The sequence below is a fragment of the Pseudomonas sp. KH_040 genome (assembly GCF_057839305.1).
The window spans coordinates 6,629,457-6,645,473 of the sequence record NZ_CM174487.1 but is presented as its reverse complement, the minus strand read 5'-3'; the positions used below and the strand labels follow the sequence as shown (position 1 = coordinate 6,645,473).

Below are 16,017 nucleotides of genomic sequence, written 5' to 3'. Positions count from 1 at the left end.
CACATTCGACCGCAGTCCTTCAGAAGGTACACGGTCAATTGTGGGAGCGAGCCTGCTCGCGAAAGCGGTGTTTCAGCCACCTGGATTTCAGAACCCTACATCTGCGTCGCCATCCTCTCGACATTCATCGCCGCCTGACGCAACGCCTCTGACCGCGTTGGATGCGGATGGCACGTCAACGCAATGTCTTCCGCCGAGGCACTGAACTCCATCGCCACACAAAACTCGCCAATCATTTCACTGACGCTCGGGCCGACCAGGTGCACGCCGAGGACTTCATCGGTGCGTTCATCCGCGAGGACTTTGGCGAAACCCTCGGTCTCATGGTTGATCTTCGCCCGGCTGTTGGCGGTGAAGGGAAACTTGCCGACCTTATAGGCACGGCCCTCGGCCTTGAGTTGTTCTTCAGTCTTGCCGACGCTGGCCAGTTCCGGTCGGGTGTAGATCACGTTGGGGATCAGGTCGTAATTGACCTCGCCAGCCTTGCCATGGATCTGCTCGACACACGCCATCGCTTCATCTTCAGCCTTGTGCGCGAGCATCGGCCCGGAGGTCACGTCGCCGATCACCCAGACCCCGGCGGCTTCGGTACGTTGCTGTTTGTTGGCGAGCATGCCGCGCTTGTCAGTGCTCAGGCCGACGTTCTCCAGTCCGAGGCCTTGGGTATACGGACGACGACCGATAGCGACCAGCACGTAATCGGCTTCAAGCAACTCGGCCGTACCGCCAGCGGCCGGCTCGACGCTGAGTTGCACGCTGTTGGCGGAAGAGGTGGCGCTGGTGACTTTCGAACTCAGCTTGAACGCGATGCCCTGTTTGCTCAGTGAGCGTTGCAGGGTTTTGCCGGCCTCGCCATCGACGCCGGGGCAGATGCGATCGAGGTATTCGACCACGGTGACCTGCGCACCCAAGCGTCGCCAAACTGAACCCAGTTCCAGGCCGATCACCCCGGCACCAATCACCACCAAATGCTTGGGCACTTCACTCAGAGACAGCGCGCCGGTTGAGTCGAGGATGCGTTTGTTATCGATCTTGACGCCGGGCAGGGGAGTGGGCTCGGAGCCGGTGGCGATGATGATGTCCTTGGCGGTCAGCTCGACTTTATTGCCTTGAGCGTCGGTCACCGTGACTTTGCCCGGGCCGTCGATGTGGCCCCAGCCCTTGATCCACTCGACTTTGTTTTTGCGAAAGAGAAACTCGATGCCTTTGGTCAGGCCCGCCACGCTCTCGTCTTTCTGTTTCATCATCTGCGCGAGATTCAACGTCGGTTTGACCTCGATGCCGAGGTTGGCGAATTCCGCACCTATCGCCGCTTCGTACAGCTCCGAGGCATGCAACAGGGCTTTGGACGGCATGCAACCGACGTTCAGGCAAGTGCCGCCCAGCGTCGCACGACCTTCCACGCAAGCGGCCTTGAGGCCCAACTGGCCGGCGCGGATCGCTGCGTTATAACCCCCGGGGCCGCCGCCCAGAATCACTACGTCATAGTTGCTCATGCGCTTGCTCCTGTTGGATGGATGCGGATCGCTAAAAGTAGTTCTGAATAAAAATTACGAACGTAATATGTGCGTTTCGAGGCTTTTCGGTCAAGGCTTCAGGCAAGCGACAGGTTGGGCGTCTTTGAATACGCGTAATTGTGTACGAATATTTCACGCTTTTCGTTATATCGTAACGATATGAACCGCGAGCCAATGATATTGGGGTGATATGCAAGTTGATCTGGAGGTGGATGGCACGCAAGTGACCGGACTGCCGCGTTTTCAGCAGGCGGCCACGCAGGGCAGGCGACTGCGGCGTTGGGCGTTTGCCCTCGGTGGATTGGCCGGGGCGGGCTGGGTGTTGGCGTTTTTCGTCGGGCTGTTTGCACCGCAGTCATTGTGGCTGCCGCTGCTGGTCAATCAGAGCGCGGCGCTGCTGGTGTTGGTCGCCGGGCTGCAATCTGCGTGGTGGGTGACGCAATGGCGCGCGCGGGTGATCAATCCTGTTGTGCTGACGCCTATTGCCGAAGATGAACGCTCTGCGCCGCAAGGGTGGTACGAGCGCCTGCTGGATCACCTCAGCCAGCGGGGTTTGCATGCACTTGGCCTGATCGGTGCTGCGACGCTGTGGTTGGCTGGCTGGGCGTTGCTGGTGGCGCTGAGTATCGAACAGGTGTGGAACCTGGCGCTGCCCGCCGCAGCCGTTGGATTGTCCGCCACTGTGGGCGCAGCGCTGTCATTACTGCTGGCGTTCGGCTTGTTGGTGCTTGAGCGACAACTGGCTCAGGAGAATCCTGCGCAATGGCCGGAAGCAGGTTCATTGGCGCAACTGACGCGCGTGGCGATCATCACTCTGGTGCTCGGCGCGCTGTGTTTGTTGTTCGCTGGCGAGTATGCCGTGTGGCCAGTTCGCGTGTCTGTACTGATAGGTATCTTGCCAGGATTGGTCGCGATCGAGTGGCTATTGCGCGCCGTTCTTTCAGTTTTTAGCCCTCGTCGCGAACAGCTTGAGCCAAGGTTGCTGGCGCGCAGTTTTGTTACCGACATGCTGCGTTGGCCACCCCAGCCTTTTCTCGCGTTGCAGCACGAATTGCACAACCGTTTTGGCATCGATCTGCGCCAGATCTGGGCGTTCAGTTTCATGCGCCGAGCGTTTCTGCCAGTGCTGGCGCTCGTCGCAGCGGTGGGTTGGCTGCTCACCGGCATTCATGAAATCCCGCTGCAGGGCCGTGGCATCTATGAGCGCTTCGGCAAACCGGTGCAGGTGTTCGGCCCAGGATTGCACACGGGTTTGCCGTGGCCGCTGGGGCGCGTGCTGATCGTCGAGAACGGTGTGGTGCACGAATTGGCCACCAGCGTTGGCGAGAATCAGGCGCCGCTGCAAGCCGATCCTGCCGAAGGCCCTGCGCCGATGACAGCCAACCGCTTGTGGGACGCCAGCCACGTCAATGACAAGTCGCAAGTCATCGCCAGCAGCCGTGGCGCTCAACAGAGCTTTCAGATCGTCAACATGGACGTGCGCTTCGTTTATCGCATAGGCCTGACTGATCAGGCGGCGCTGGCCGCGACCTACAACAGTGCCGATGTGCCGACGCTGATTCGCAGCACGGCCAGCCGGATTCTGGTGCATGACTTTGCCTCGCGCACACTCGACGGTTTGCTCGGTGAAGATCGGGTCGGACTGGGCGAGGAGATCGGTCGCGCGGTGCAAAGTGATCTGCAGCAACTCAACAGCGGCGTGGAGATTCTCGCCACAGTCGTCGAAGCCATTCACCCGCCGGCCGGTGCCGCCAATGCCTACCACAGCGTGCAAGCGGCGCAGATCGGCGCGCAGGCGTTGATCTCCCGCGAGCGTGGCGCTGCGGCCGAAGCGAGCAATCAGGCGCAATTGCAGGCCAGCCTCGCTCGCGATCAGGCCAGCGCCAACGCGCGCGAAACCCGTGCTACGGCGCAGGCGGCGGATCTGAAATTCAGCGCCGAACAAAAAGCCTATGCCAGTGCTGGTCAGGCTTTCGTGCTTGAGCAATATCTCGGTCAGCTCAGCCAAGGCCTGAGTAAAGCCAAATTGCTGGTAATCGACCATCGTCTGGGTGGCAGCAGCAATCCGCCGACCATCGATCTGCGTACTTTCACGCTGCCGGCTGACCCGTCGCCCGCGCGCAACACCGCTCAACCAGGAGTCGCCCATTGAGCCAGTCGCACACTCACGAACCGCATGATCACAGCGGCCACGATCATGGCCACGGTGGACATCACCATCATCACGGACATCATCACCATCATCACGGTGCGCCGGAAGAGGCGGGGCCTTTCCCGTGGCGACGCATGAGCTGGGCGGTGTTGCTGGTTGCGTTCGCCATCGCAGCAGCGAGCCTGGTGCAAGTGCGCTCGGGTGAAGCCACGGTGATTACCCGCTTCGGCAATCCATCGCGGGTGCTGCTTGATCCGGGTTTGAGCTGGCGTTGGCCGGCGCCGTTCGAAGCGGCGATCCCGGTGGATCTGCGTCTGCGCACCACCTCCAGCGGCTTGCAGGATGTTGGTACCCGCGACGGTTTGCGCATCATCGTGCAGGCCTACGTGGCGTGGCAGGTGCAGGGTGATCCGGACAATGTGCAGCGCTTCATGCGCGCGGTACAGAACCAGCCGGATGAGGCGGCGCGGCAGATTCGCACCTTCGTGGGCTCGGCGCTGGAAACCACAGCCAGCAGTTTCGATCTGGCGAACCTGGTGAACACTGATGCCAGTCAGGTGCATATCGCTGAATTCGAAGCGCAATTGCGTCAGCAGATCGATCAGCAATTGCTCGCCACCTATGGCGTGCGCGTTGTGCAAGTCGGCATCGAGCGTTTGACTTTGCCTTCTGTGACCCTTACCGCAACTGTCGATCGCATGCGCGCCGAGCGTGAAACAATCGCTACCGAACGTACCGCGATCGGCAAGCGTGAGGCTGCGCAAATCCGCTCTGCTGCCGAACGCGATGCGCGAATTGTGCAGGCCGACGCCACCGTGAAAGCTGCAGAAATCGAAGCACAATCTCGCGTTGAAGCCGCGCAGATTTACGGCCGTGCGTACGCCAGTTCGCCGCAGCTGTACAACTTGCTGCGCTCGCTGGACACCCTTGGCACCATCGTTACGCCAGACACCAAACTGATCTTGCGCACTGACGCGGCGCCATTTCGCGTGCTGATCGATGGCCCGCCAACACTCGACAGTAAATCCGGATCGCAGCCATGAGCGAAGAAGTTCCACGTGGAACACATTCGCTGAACAGCCCGTGGATTCAGGCTGGTCGTTTGGCATTTCTCGCCCTGTATGCGGTGACGGTGTTGGCCGCATTGGCTTGGGCGTTTTCCAATGTGCGACAGATCGATCCGCAGAATCGTGCGGTGGTTTTGCACTTTGGTGCACTGGATCGCGTGCAGAACGCGGGGCTGTTGTTGGCTTGGCCGCAGCCGTTCGAACAGGTGGTTTTGTTGCCGGCCGCGGATCGGGTGATCGAGCGTCGGGTGGAAAACCTGTTGCGCAGCGATGAGGCACTCAAGGCTGATCGAGTCGCTTCCTTCGCTACACCACTCAGCGATGCTCTGGCCGGCTCTGGTTATTTATTGACCGGTGACGCCGGCGTGGTGCAGCTGGATGTGCGGGTGTTCTACAAAGTCACCGACCCTTACGACTTTGTCTTGCAGGCCGATCATGTGTTGCCGGCGCTGGATCGATTGGTCACTCGCAGTGCCGTGGCACTGACTGCCGCCAGGGATCTGGACACCATTCTGGTCGCGCGTCCGGAATTGATCGGCGCTGACAATCAGGCTGCCGAACGACGTGAGCGATTGCGCGGTGATTTGGTCCAAGGCATCAACAAGCGTCTGGCCGAGTTGAAGGCGAGCGGGCAGGGTATCGGGATCGAAGTGGCGCGGGTCGATGTGCAGTCGAGTCTGCCGGATCCGGCGGTCAGTGCATTCAACGCGGTGCTGACGGCCAGTCAGCAAGCCGACAAAGCTGTGGCCAACGCACGTACCGATGCCGAAAAGCTCACCCAGACCTCCAACGAACAAGCCGATCGGGCGCTACAAGTGGCTCACGCGCAGGCCGGTGAACGCTTGGCCAAAGCCACGGCTGACACTGCCACGGTGTCGAGTCTGGCCAGCAGCACCGACCCGCAAATGCTTCTGCGCCTGTACCGCGAGCGCATGCCGAAGATTCTCGGTCAGGCCGGATCGGTCACCACGGTCGACCCGAAAGACGATTCCCGTCTGATCATTCAGGGAGCCAGTAAATGACTGCGACGACCGCTGCACCGAGCCTGTTGTCCTCGGCCGAACAACGCCGCGCCGCACGCCAACTGACATTGGCGATGCTGGCGTTGGGTCTTCTGGGGCTGGGTTTGATCTGGCGTTGGCTGGTGCCGGAGCAAACCGGCGTCAGTCAGTTGTTGCTTGGTTTTGCTTCTTTATTAGTCGCCGTCCCGGTGATGCGTTCGGCGTGGTACAGCCTGCGCTATCCAAGCTTGCACGGCATCACCGATCAACTGATTGCCCTGGCCATGCTCGGTGCATGGGCCACCGGCGATCTGCTGACAGCGGCGCTGCTGCCGATCATCATGATCTTCGGCCATGTGCTGGAGGAGCGCAGCGTGATCGGTTCGCAGGAAGCGATTCATGCGCTTGGCCAACTGACGCGCAGTCACGCACGCAAGCTTCTGGCCGATGGTTCGATCATCGAAGTGGACAACGGCACGCTGAAATCCGGCGACACCGTTGAGGTGCGCGCCGGTGATCGGGTGCCGGCGGACGGTCGGGTTTTGTCCGGCCAGGCCAGTCTGGATACGGCTTCGATTACCGGCGAATCAGTGCCCGTCGAGGCGGCTGTCGGCATGACGGTGTTCGGCGGCGCGATCAATCTCGATGGCCTGCTGCGCATTGAAGTGACCCGCACTGGCGACGAGTCGACCCTCGGCAAAGTCATCGCGCTGATGCAGAACGCCGAGCGCTCGAAACCACCGATCACCCGTTTGCTCGAACGTTACGCCGGCAGCTATATGGTGCTGGTGTTGTTGCTGGCAGCGGTGACCTGGTTCGTCACCAACGATGCGCAAGCGATGCTCGCAGTGTTGGTGGCAGCGTGTCCGTGCGCGTTGGTGTTGTCCGCTCCGGCGACGGCGATTGCCGGTGTCGCGGTGGCAGCGCGTCACGGGATTTTGATTCGCAGTTCGGCGTTCCTCGAAGAACTGGCTGACCTGACATCGCTGGTCGTCGATAAAACCGGGACACTGACTTACGGCACATTACGCTTGCAGTCGATCAACAGCCCGCAAGCAGAGTCGTCTGTGGTCCTGGCGCTTGCCGCCAGCCTCGGCGCGGCGAGCAGTCACCCGGTCAGCCGTGCGCTCGCCGGGTTGGTCAGTCAGGATCAATGTCTAACGCTGAGTGATATTCACGAGCGTCAGGGCCTTGGTGTAGTCGCCATGACCGGGCAGGGCGAAGCGGCGCTCGGTCGGCCAGAATTGTTCGCGCAACTGGGCATCACCACGACAACGGTCCCCGATCACGATGGCCCCATCGCCGGGCTGGCATTGAACGGGGAATTCCTCGCTTGGCTGTTGCTCGCCGACACGGTTAAACCGGAGGCCCGTTTCGCCCTCGACGAATTGCGTGAATTGGGGCTCGGACGGCAATTGCTGCTGACCGGCGATCGTCAAAGCGTGGCCCAGTCGCTCGCCAAGGAGGTCGGTTTGCATGAGGTCCAAGCCCAGGCCTTGCCCGAGGACAAACTCAATCGCGTGCTCAAGGAAATCGACAATGGTTTCCGGCCGATGGTGGTCGGTGACGGAATTAATGACTCCCTCGCGCTCAAGGCAGGCGTGGTCGGTGTGGCAATGGGCGCGGGTGGCGCCGACATCGCGCTGGCCTCGGCGGATATTGTCTTGATCGGCAGCGACCTGCGCCGACTCGGCACCTGCGTGCGCCTCAGCCGCCAGTGCCGCCGGACGTTGCAGGTCAACGTGATCATCGGTCTGGGTTGGACGCTGGCCATCGTCGTGTTCGCTGCATTCGGCTGGCTGGGTGCCGCCGGGGCGATGATTGCCGCGCTGCTGCACAACCTCAGCACGCTGCTGGTCCTCGGTAATGCCGGGCGTTTGCTGCGCTTTCAGGAGCCGTTGCTCAAGCTCCAGAAAGACCTTTAAAAAATTTTTCGATTCTCTGTAACGCCGTCGGGGGCGCTCTCTCTAGTGCTATGTCGGGACTGAACAACCTTCCAGCCGACACCCCTGACGATTACCGAGGATAAGAAAAATGACCATCAAGACCGCTGCTGCTGGTGCCGCTCTCGCTTTGGCCGCCGCCACAATGTTCGCCGGTGTTGCCTCCAACGCGATGGCCGCCGATGCCAACGTTCACTGCTACGGCGTGAACGGCTGCAAAGGCCAGAACGACTGCAAAACCAAAGACCACGCCTGCAAAGGCATGGGTGCCTGTAAAGGCCAGGGCTTTAAGGCAATGACTCAGGCGGCGTGTGAAAAAGCCGGTGGCAAGGTCGGCGAATAACTGACCGGCAAGTGTTGCCGCAGTGGTTGGCGCCACTGCGGCCACTTTTTATCAGGAGTTCGCCCCATGTCTGTTTCCCTTCCCTTCCTGGGCTACGGCTTGGGTTTACGTAGCACTTACTACCAGCAGATCCTTGAGCAGTCGCCGGATGTCGACTGGTTTGAAGTGGTTTCGGAAAATTTCATGGTGCAGGGCGGTAAGGCCCTGTATTACCTCGACGCTATCGCCGAGCGCTATCCGCTGGTGATGCACGGTGTTTCTCTGTCCATCGGCGGGCCGCATGCCCTCGATCCGGACTATCTCAACCAACTCAAGCAATTGGCCGAACGGGTCAGACCGGCATGGATCTCCGACCATTTGTGCTGGAGCCGTGGCAATGCCCATCAGTTACATGATCTGCTGCCGCTGCCTTACACCGAAGAAAGCTTGGATTACATCGCTGCTCGCGTGATGCAGGTTCAGGACATTCTGCAGCGTCCGTTGGTGCTGGAGAACGTTTCCAGTTATGTCCGTGTTGCCTCGGATGATTTCACCGAGTGGGAGTTTCTCGCAGCGCTGAGCCGCGAAAGCGGCTGCGAATTGCTGCTGGACGTGAACAATGTTTACGTCAGTTCACGTAATCATGGCTTCGATCCGTGGGCCTTCATCCGTAGCCTGCCCATCGACAAAGTCCGCCAACTGCATCTGGCGGGGCACAGTGACTACGGCGATTACGTGATCGACACTCACGACCATCCGGTGAGCGATCCGGTCTGGGCACTCTATCAACGCACACTGGAACACTTCGGCCCTGTGGCCACGTTGCTGGAGCGTGACGATCATTTTCCGCCTTTCGATGAATTGCTCGATGAACTGCAAAAGGCCCGTGAGCTGGGGAACAAGGTTCTGGCCGGGAGGCAGCAATGCGCCTGAAGGAGTGGCAACTGGCGTTCGAGACGTTCCTTCTCGATGAAGACCGCAGTGCAAATCTGTCCTTGGGCAAGAGCCTGATCGGTGGCCCGACACTGGATGTCGGCACGGGACTGGCGATCTATCACAACGCTTACAAAGCGCGGTTGCTGGAAGTCTTGCGCAATGACTTTCCGACGATCCTGCACTGGCTGGGTGATGAAGAGTTCGATGACCTCGCCATGGCGTACATCCGTCGGTATCCATCAGCGCATTACAGCCTGCGCTGGTTGGGCAAAGGCTTTGAAGGTTTTGTCCGCGAGCATCTGGTGCCGGAGCAGAGTGCGCCGCTGGCCGAGCTGATCGCGCTCGAATGGGCTTTCACACTGGCCTTTGATGCACCCGCCGATGAGCCGCTGACGATTGACGCTGTGGCGGCCCTGGCCCCGGAGGAGTGGCCCGAATTGCGCGTCAAAGCGGTGCCATCCTTGCAGTGGCTGGGGTGCCGCTTCAACAGCCTTGCACTGTGGCGCTCGGTGAAGGAAAAAGCAGACTTCCCTGAAAGCATGGCGTTGGATATTCCACAGGCCTGTCTGATTTGGCGCAACCAGCTGATCTGCAGTTACCGCAGCCTCGATTCGGCGCAGGCGACGGCCCTCGATGGTTTGCTCAACCAAGGATGGAGTTTCGCCGAACTGTGCGCCGAGTTAGCAGTCACTTATGGTGAGGGCGCGCCACTTCAAGCCGTGACCTGGTTGAAACAGTGGATTCAGGAAGGTTTGCTGGTGCGTCTGCAGCGATAGATCAGGCTAATCAAATCGATAGCCTGCTATTTTTCCGGGATGGTCTACCCTCAGATCTGACGTCTGAAACAAGGGGGATTTTCCATGCTCGCGCAACTTCCACCGGCCTTACAGAATCTGCAGCTTCCGCTTCGCCTGCGACTCTGGGATGGCCATGAGTTCAATCTGGGGCCGGCGCCCAGCGTCACCATCGTGGTCAAGGACCCGCAGATGGTCACCCAGTTCACCCATCCAAGCCTGGATGCGCTCGGAGCGGCATTCGTTGAAGGCAAACTTGAGCTGGAGGGCTCGATCAGCGAGGTCATCCGGGTCTGCGACGAATTAAGCAACGCTTTGCTCGGCGAAGATGAAGACAGTCAGCCGGTGCGTTCGGTGCACGACAAGGAAACTGACGCCAAAGCCATTTCCTATCACTACGACCTGTCCAATGCGTTCTACCAGCTCTGGCTGGACAGCGACATGGCGTATTCCTGCGCGTATTTCGAAACGGGCAGCGAAACTCTGGAACAGGCGCAACAAGCCAAATTTCGACACTTATGCCGCAAGCTGCGCTTGCAGCCAGGCGAGTACCTGCTGGATGTCGGCTGCGGTTGGGGTGGTCTGGCACGCTTTGCCGCGCGCGAATTCGGTGCGAAAGTCTTCGGTATTACCCTGAGCAAGGAACAGCTGGAACTGGCACGCGAACGGGTCAAGGCCGAAGGCCTGGAAGACCAGATCGAACTGCAGTTGCTCGACTACCGCGATCTGCCTCAGGACGGGCGTTTCGACAAGGTAGTCAGCGTCGGGATGTTCGAGCACGTTGGCCACGCCAATCTCGCCGAGTACTGCAAAACCCTGTTCGGCGCGGTGAAGGAGGGCGGTCTGGTAATGAACCATGGCATCACCGCCAAACACACCGATGGTCGTCCGGTGGGACGCGGTGCCGGGGAATTCATCGAGAAATACGTATTCCCCAACGGTGAGTTGCCGCACCTGGCGATGATCTCGGCCGAGATCAGCGAAGCGGGGTTGGAGATTGTCGACGTCGAAAGCCTGCGCCTGCATTACGCGCGCACGCTGGATCACTGGAGCGAGCGACTGGAGGATAACCTTGAAACCGCAGGCAAACTGGTGCCGGATCAGGCGTTGCGCATCTGGCGTCTGTACCTGGCCGGCTGCGCTTATGCGTTTGCGCGCGGCTGGATCAATCTGCACCAGATCCTTGCGGTGAAAGCGCATCCGGATGGCAGCCATGAACTGCCATGGACGCGCGACGATATCTATAACCCTTAACACTGAATATTCCCCTCTGCCTCTGGGAGAGGGTCAGGGTGAGGGTTTTTAGAGAATCGGTGAAATCAGCCGGGCGATCCGCATGCCGACTTGTTGCAGTCGGTGGATTTCCCGGCTTTCTTCTTTGGCAATTTCGTAGGCTTGCTCGAAATCGGCGATAAGCATGTTTTCCACGCTGGCGGCGAAGTCGCTGTCGACGGTCAGCAGCATCACTTCGAAATTCAATCGGAACGAACGGTTGTCCAGATTGGCGCTGCCGATGGCGCTGATCTCACTGTCGATCAACACCACTTTCTGATGCAGGAAACCGGGCTCATAGCGGAACACTCGCACGCCGGCACGCACAGCTTCAAACGCGTAGAGACTGGAAGCGGCGTAAACGATGCGATGATCGGGACGCGATGGCAGCAGTAGTCGCACATCGACACCGCGTAAGACCGCCAACCTTAATGCGGCAAATACAGCCTCGTCGGGAATGAAGTAAGGGCTGGTGATCCACACGCGTTCGGTGGCCGCATGGATGGCTTCGACAAAGAACAGCGAGCAGGTTTCGTAAGCATCGGCCGGGCCGCTGGCGAGCAGTTGGCAGAGCACGCCGTCGTCCGGATATTCGTCCGGCAGTATCAGCGGAGGCAATGTTCGCGCGGCCCAGAACCAGTCCTCGGCAAAGGATTCCTGCATGCACGCGACCACCGGGCCGCGTACTTTTACATGGGTATCGCGCCACGGCGCCAGCGGTGGTTTTTCGCCCATGTATTCATCGCCGACGTTATGCCCGCCAACAAATCCCACCACGCCGTCGACCACGACGATCTTGCGATGGTTACGAAAGTTGACCTGAAAGCGATTGAGCCAGCCGCTGCGCGTGGCGAAGGCTTTGACCTCAACGCCGCCATCACGTAACGCCTGCACATAACTGTGGGGCAGGGCATGGCTACCAATACGGTCGTAGAGCAGATGAATCGCCACGCCTTCGGCGGCTTTCTTCAGCAGCAGATCACGCAGGCGCTGACCGAGGCGATCATCGTGGATGATGAAAAACTGGATCAGCACCGCTTCCTTCGCCTGATCAATAGCCTGGAAGATCGCCTCAAAGGTGGCTGCACCGTTGATCAACAATTGCACTTCGTTGTTCGCCAGACACGGCATGCGCCCCAATTTTGGCATTGCGCGTAACGAGGCGTAGGCATTCGAGGCGCGCGCGGTCAGCGCTTCTTCCACCCACGGGCGCCAGTTCAGTTCGGAGATGGCCTGACGCATCTGTTCGTTGGCCTGACGTCGCGCGTTGATGTAGCCATCAAAGGTACTGCGGCCAAACACCAGGTACGGAATAAGCGTGAGATAGGGAATGAAGATCAGCGACAATGCCCAGGCGATCGAGCCTTGAGCCGTGCGCACGGTGAGCACCGCGTGAACGGCGGCGATCAAGCCGAGAGTGTGTATCAGGGCGATCAGATAACCGAAAATGTGCGGTCCAAAATAATCCATGGGGCAGCCTTGCTCCGGAAGATTCAATGCTTAACAGACCATGTTCTGTCGCGAATGTCGCTATTTAATTGGTGCATGAACCGAAGCAATCGGCCGACGTCTAACGGCCACTACTGATCAGGAGTTTTTCGATGAACGTTCGTCTGCTGGGTTTGGCGCTGGGCCTGGGTTTGGCATTGCCGGTGGTTGCGCAGGCGCAGATGCTGCAGCCGGGGCTGTGGGAAATGACATCGAGCAACGTCAAGGTCGATGACCAGCCGATGGATGTGCAATCGATCCTCGGCCAACTGCAAGGGCAGATGACCCCGCAGCAGCGTGCGGCACTGGAAAAAAACGGCATCAATATCGGCGGCAAGGGTATTCGCGCCTGTCTGACGCCGGAGCAAGTGGCGACCAACGATATTCCGTTGGCTGACCCGCAATCGGGCTGCAAACAACAGATCACCGAGCGCACTGGCAATCAGTGGAAATTCCGTTTCAGCTGCCCGAAAGCGCAAGGCACCGGGGTGGCGACGTTCCTCAGTGATCGTGAGTTCACCACCGTGGCCAACGGCACGTTCAATGCGATCGGGATCAACCAGAAGGGCAGTCTGGAAACTCGCGCGGTTTGGTTGGGTCAGGATTGCGGCGCTGTGAAACCCCGCGCCTAAATGTATCTCCTGCAGGAGCTGCGGCACGCTGCGATCTTTTGATCTTGATTGTAAAAAACAAGATCAAAAGATCGCAGCCTCGTTTCACTCGTCAGCTCCTACTGGGTTTTTTCAATCAGCGCATAAATCGTAGCGCCAACCCGCGACATCCCTCATTCACCCGACCCTCCCGCCAGGCAATCTGCCCCGACACCATCGTTGCATTCACCCGATGCCGAAAGCTACGCCCGGCAAACGGTGTCCATCCGCACTGCGACAGAATGGGTTGCCGATCAACCTCCAGTGTCTGCGCTTCAACCAACACCAGATCCGCCCAATACCCCTCACGCAAATAACCACGATCCGGAATTGCAAACAGATCCGCGACGCGATGGCTGGTCTTTGCTACCAACGTGGTGATTGGCAGTACATCGTCCGCAACCAACTCCATCAGTGCCGGCAACGCGTGCTGTACCAGCGGTAATCCAGAAGGTGCCTGCGCATAAGCTCGCTGCTTTTCTTCCCAGGTATGCGGTGCATGGTCACTGCCAATCACGTCCAGCAGATTGCTGCTCAGGGCCGCGCGCAACGCATCGCGATCCGCTTGGGTCTTGATCGCCGGATTGCATTTGATCAGGTTGCCGAGGGCAGCATAGTCGCGATCATCAAATAGCAAATGATGCAGACAGACTTCAGCGCTGATGCGTTTTTGCGCCAGCGCTTTGTCCTCGAACAACGTCAGTTCACGCGCCGTTGTCAGGTGCAAGACATGGAGCCGCGTGCAGTGACGTTTGGCTAACTCGACCGCCAGTGAAGAGGAGCGATAACACGCCTCGGCATTGCGGATGAGCGGGTGAGCAGCGGGCGGGATTCGTTCGCCGAACAGCTCACGCAGATTGGCCGCATTCGCGTCGATACTCGGGGTGTGTTCGCAGTGGGCCAACAGGATCGTTGGCACCTCGGCGAACAGTCGCTCAAGGATTTGCGGATCATCCACCAGCATGTTGCCGGTCGAGGCGCCCATGAACACTTTCACGCCGGCCACTTCACACGGATTGAGCGCGGCAACCGTATCTAGATTGTCCCGGCTCACGCCAAAGTGAAAGCCGTAGTTAGCCACCGAGTTGATCGCCGCCCGGCGCTTTTTATCCGCCAAGGCTTCGAGGGTGAGGGTGGCCGGATTTGTGTTGGGCATGTCCATGAAGCTGGTGATGCCACCGGCCACCGCTGCGCGTGACTCGGTGTGGATGCTGCCCTTGGCCGGCGCGCCCGGTTCACCGAAATGCACTTGGTCATCGATCATCCCCGGCAGCAACCATTGGCCGTTCGCGTCGATTTCTAGCGTGGCGTTTTCGCCTTCAATGCTTCGCGCAATCTTGACGATGCGTCCGTTGCTGACCAACAGATCGCCGTCGAACTCGCGCCCTTCATTGACCAGTCTTGCGTTGCGAATCAGCACGCTGCTCATGATTCAGAACTCGTTCTGCAAGGCTTTGTAGCCGCGCACCAGATCGACATTGGTGCGTGCCACGTCTTCGGAAAACTCCGAAGCGCTGACGCTCACCGGTGGGAACAATGAGAGGTCGGTGTTCGGTCCGATGCGAGTGGTGGAGGGCACGTAGAACGCGGCCGGCAAATCCCGACCATCGACCACCGAGTTGTGCCGCACGACACAACCATTGCCGACAACGCAGTTGAACAGCACGCTGTTGAAACCGATGAACACGCGGTCGCCGACGACGCAGGGGCCATGCACGATCGAGCGGTGGGCGATGGAGCTGAATTCGCCAATAGTCACTGCAGCACCGGATTTGGAGTGGATGACCACGCCGTCCTGGATGTTCGAATTGGCGCCGATGGTGATCGGTTCCATCTCGCCCGAGGCGTCCACTTCGTCGGCGCGGATCACCGCGTAGGGGCCGACGAACACGTTCTCGCCGATCACCACTTTGCCGCAAATGATTGCGGTCTTGTCGACGTAGGCTGACTCGGCAATTTGCGGTAAATCACCTGATGGGTTCTTGCGGATCATGGTTGGCTCAGCGCGTTGTAAAGGGTGTTGAGGTTGTATTCGAACAGACCGGTGAAGGTGCTGGCGGGGCCATTGGCGGCGAGGGCGTCGGAGTACAAAGTGCCGCCAATGTGCGCGCCACTTTCGTCAGCAATCTGTTTGAGCAGGCGCGCGTCTTTGATGTTTTCCATGAACACCGCTTTGACGTGAGCTTGGCGAATCTGCGTAATCAGTGCCGCGACTTCGGCAGCCGAGGGTTCGCGTTCAGTGGACAAGCCTTGCGGCGCCATGAAGTCGATGCCGTACGCTTGGCCGAGATAACCGAAAGCATCGTGGCTGGTGACGATTTTGCGGTTGCCCGGAGGTAGTGCACCGAGTTTGGCTTTGGCCTCGGCGAGCAGGGCGTAGATCTGCTTCAGGTAGGTTTTGCTGTTGCGTTCGTAGTCCGCTTTATTCGCGGGATCCGCAGCGATCAGTGCCTTGGTGATATTGGCGACATACAACTCGGCGTTCGCCAGATTGTGCCAGGCGTGCGGGTCGGGAACGGTTTCGCCGTCCTCATCCAGTGATCGCGGAATCACGCCATGACTGGCACTGACCACTGTGGCTTTGGTCTCGGTGCTGGTCACCAGTCGGTCCAGCCAAGGCTCGAAACCGAGACCGTTCTTGATGATCAGTCTGGCGCTGAGCAATGCCTTGGCATCGTCCGGTGTCGGCTCGTAGGTGTGTGCGTCAGTGTCAGGGCCGACCATGTTGGTGATCTGCACATGCTCGCCGCCGACCTGATGGACCATGTCGGCGAGGATGCTGAAGCTGGTGACCACCGGTAATTTTTCCGCCGCCGACAATGACATCGACAGCATCAGGCTGAGCAACACGAGTAGAGCGCGCATCGGGAAACAC

At 59.5% G+C, this 16,017-nt stretch carries 14 protein-coding genes; 9 read left to right on the top strand and 5 right to left on the bottom strand.

The genetic code is table 11. The features are described from left to right. Positions 1-95: 95 nt before the first annotated feature. Positions 96-1,496: a dihydrolipoyl dehydrogenase gene (lpdA, locus tag AC3IUF_RS29755; protein ID WP_489280007.1), complete on the bottom strand. Its 1,401-nt coding sequence runs from the start codon at positions 1,494-1,496 to the stop codon at positions 96-98. A gap of 211 nt (positions 1,497-1,707) precedes the next feature. Between lpdA and hflK (AC3IUF_RS29750) the strand changes: the two genes are divergently transcribed. The 8 genes from hflK (AC3IUF_RS29750) (at position 1,708) to cfaB (ending at position 10,986) form a co-directional block, all read left to right on the top strand. After that, the gene (gene hflK / locus AC3IUF_RS29750; RefSeq protein WP_489280006.1) at positions 1,708-3,669 is read left to right on the top strand and encodes a protease modulator HflK; all 1,962 of its coding nucleotides are present in this window, start codon (positions 1,708-1,710) and stop codon (positions 3,667-3,669) included. Continuing rightward, complete coding sequence (gene hflC / locus AC3IUF_RS29745) at positions 3,666-4,712, top strand: protease modulator HflC (protein WP_489280005.1); 1,047 nt, start codon at positions 3,666-3,668, stop codon at positions 4,710-4,712. The genes hflK (AC3IUF_RS29750) and hflC overlap by 4 nt, the downstream gene beginning before the upstream one ends. Continuing rightward, a complete protein-coding gene (gene hflK, locus AC3IUF_RS29740; RefSeq protein ID WP_007912025.1) occupies positions 4,709-5,758 on the top strand; it encodes a protease modulator HflK in 1,050 nt (349 codons plus the stop codon). The genes hflC and hflK (AC3IUF_RS29740) overlap by 4 nt, the downstream gene beginning before the upstream one ends. After that, a complete protein-coding gene (locus AC3IUF_RS29735; RefSeq protein WP_447787489.1) occupies positions 5,755-7,662 on the top strand; it encodes a heavy metal translocating P-type ATPase in 1,908 nt (635 codons plus the stop codon). The genes hflK (AC3IUF_RS29740) and AC3IUF_RS29735 overlap by 4 nt, the downstream gene beginning before the upstream one ends. Before the next feature lie 109 nt (positions 7,663-7,771). Further along, the gene (bufA2, locus tag AC3IUF_RS29730) at positions 7,772-8,023 is read left to right on the top strand and encodes a BufA2 family periplasmic bufferin-type metallophore (RefSeq protein WP_007912027.1); all 252 of its coding nucleotides are present in this window, start codon (positions 7,772-7,774) and stop codon (positions 8,021-8,023) included. 66 nt (positions 8,024-8,089) lie between these two features. Beyond that, positions 8,090-8,935: an MNIO family bufferin maturase gene (bufB, locus tag AC3IUF_RS29725; protein WP_489280002.1), complete on the top strand. Its 846-nt coding sequence runs from the start codon at positions 8,090-8,092 to the stop codon at positions 8,933-8,935. Continuing rightward, positions 8,926-9,714, top strand: a complete 789-nt coding sequence (locus AC3IUF_RS29720; RefSeq protein ID WP_007912030.1) for an HvfC/BufC N-terminal domain-containing protein — start codon at positions 8,926-8,928, stop codon at positions 9,712-9,714. Before bufB ends, AC3IUF_RS29720 begins: the two co-directional genes overlap by 10 nt. Positions 9,715-9,798: 84 nt before the next feature. Beyond that, positions 9,799-10,986 carry a C17 cyclopropane fatty acid synthase CfaB gene (gene cfaB, locus AC3IUF_RS29715; protein ID WP_095113165.1) on the top strand — a complete coding sequence of 396 codons (1,188 nt, stop codon included), beginning with the start codon at positions 9,799-9,801 and terminating at the stop codon, positions 10,984-10,986. Between the two features lie 48 nt (positions 10,987-11,034). Here cfaB and cls read toward each other — a convergent pair whose 3' ends face one another. Next, positions 11,035-12,474, bottom strand: coding sequence for a cardiolipin synthase (cls, locus tag AC3IUF_RS29710; protein ID WP_007912032.1), 1,440 nt, complete (start codon positions 12,472-12,474; stop codon positions 11,035-11,037). A 131-nt stretch (positions 12,475-12,605) separates the two neighbouring features. Between cls and AC3IUF_RS29705 the strand changes: the two genes are divergently transcribed. After that, complete coding sequence (locus AC3IUF_RS29705; RefSeq protein WP_007912033.1) at positions 12,606-13,124, top strand: DUF3617 domain-containing protein; 519 nt, start codon at positions 12,606-12,608, stop codon at positions 13,122-13,124. Positions 13,125-13,239: 115 nt separating this feature from the next. Here AC3IUF_RS29705 and AC3IUF_RS29700 read toward each other — a convergent pair whose 3' ends face one another. The 3 genes from AC3IUF_RS29700 to AC3IUF_RS29690 are packed head-to-tail and all read right to left on the bottom strand — an operon-like array spanning position 13,240 to position 16,007. After that, on the bottom strand, positions 13,240-14,571 hold the full coding sequence (locus tag AC3IUF_RS29700; RefSeq protein ID WP_489280000.1) for a dihydroorotase: 1,332 nt from the start codon (positions 14,569-14,571) through the stop codon (positions 13,240-13,242). A gap of 3 nt (positions 14,572-14,574) precedes the next feature. Further along, the gene (locus tag AC3IUF_RS29695) at positions 14,575-15,135 is read right to left on the bottom strand and encodes a gamma carbonic anhydrase family protein (protein WP_414916361.1); all 561 of its coding nucleotides are present in this window, start codon (positions 15,133-15,135) and stop codon (positions 14,575-14,577) included. Next, complete coding sequence (locus AC3IUF_RS29690; protein WP_489279999.1) at positions 15,132-16,007, bottom strand: metal ABC transporter substrate-binding protein; 876 nt, start codon at positions 16,005-16,007, stop codon at positions 15,132-15,134. The genes AC3IUF_RS29695 and AC3IUF_RS29690 overlap by 4 nt, the downstream gene beginning before the upstream one ends. Positions 16,008-16,017 lie beyond the last annotated feature (10 nt).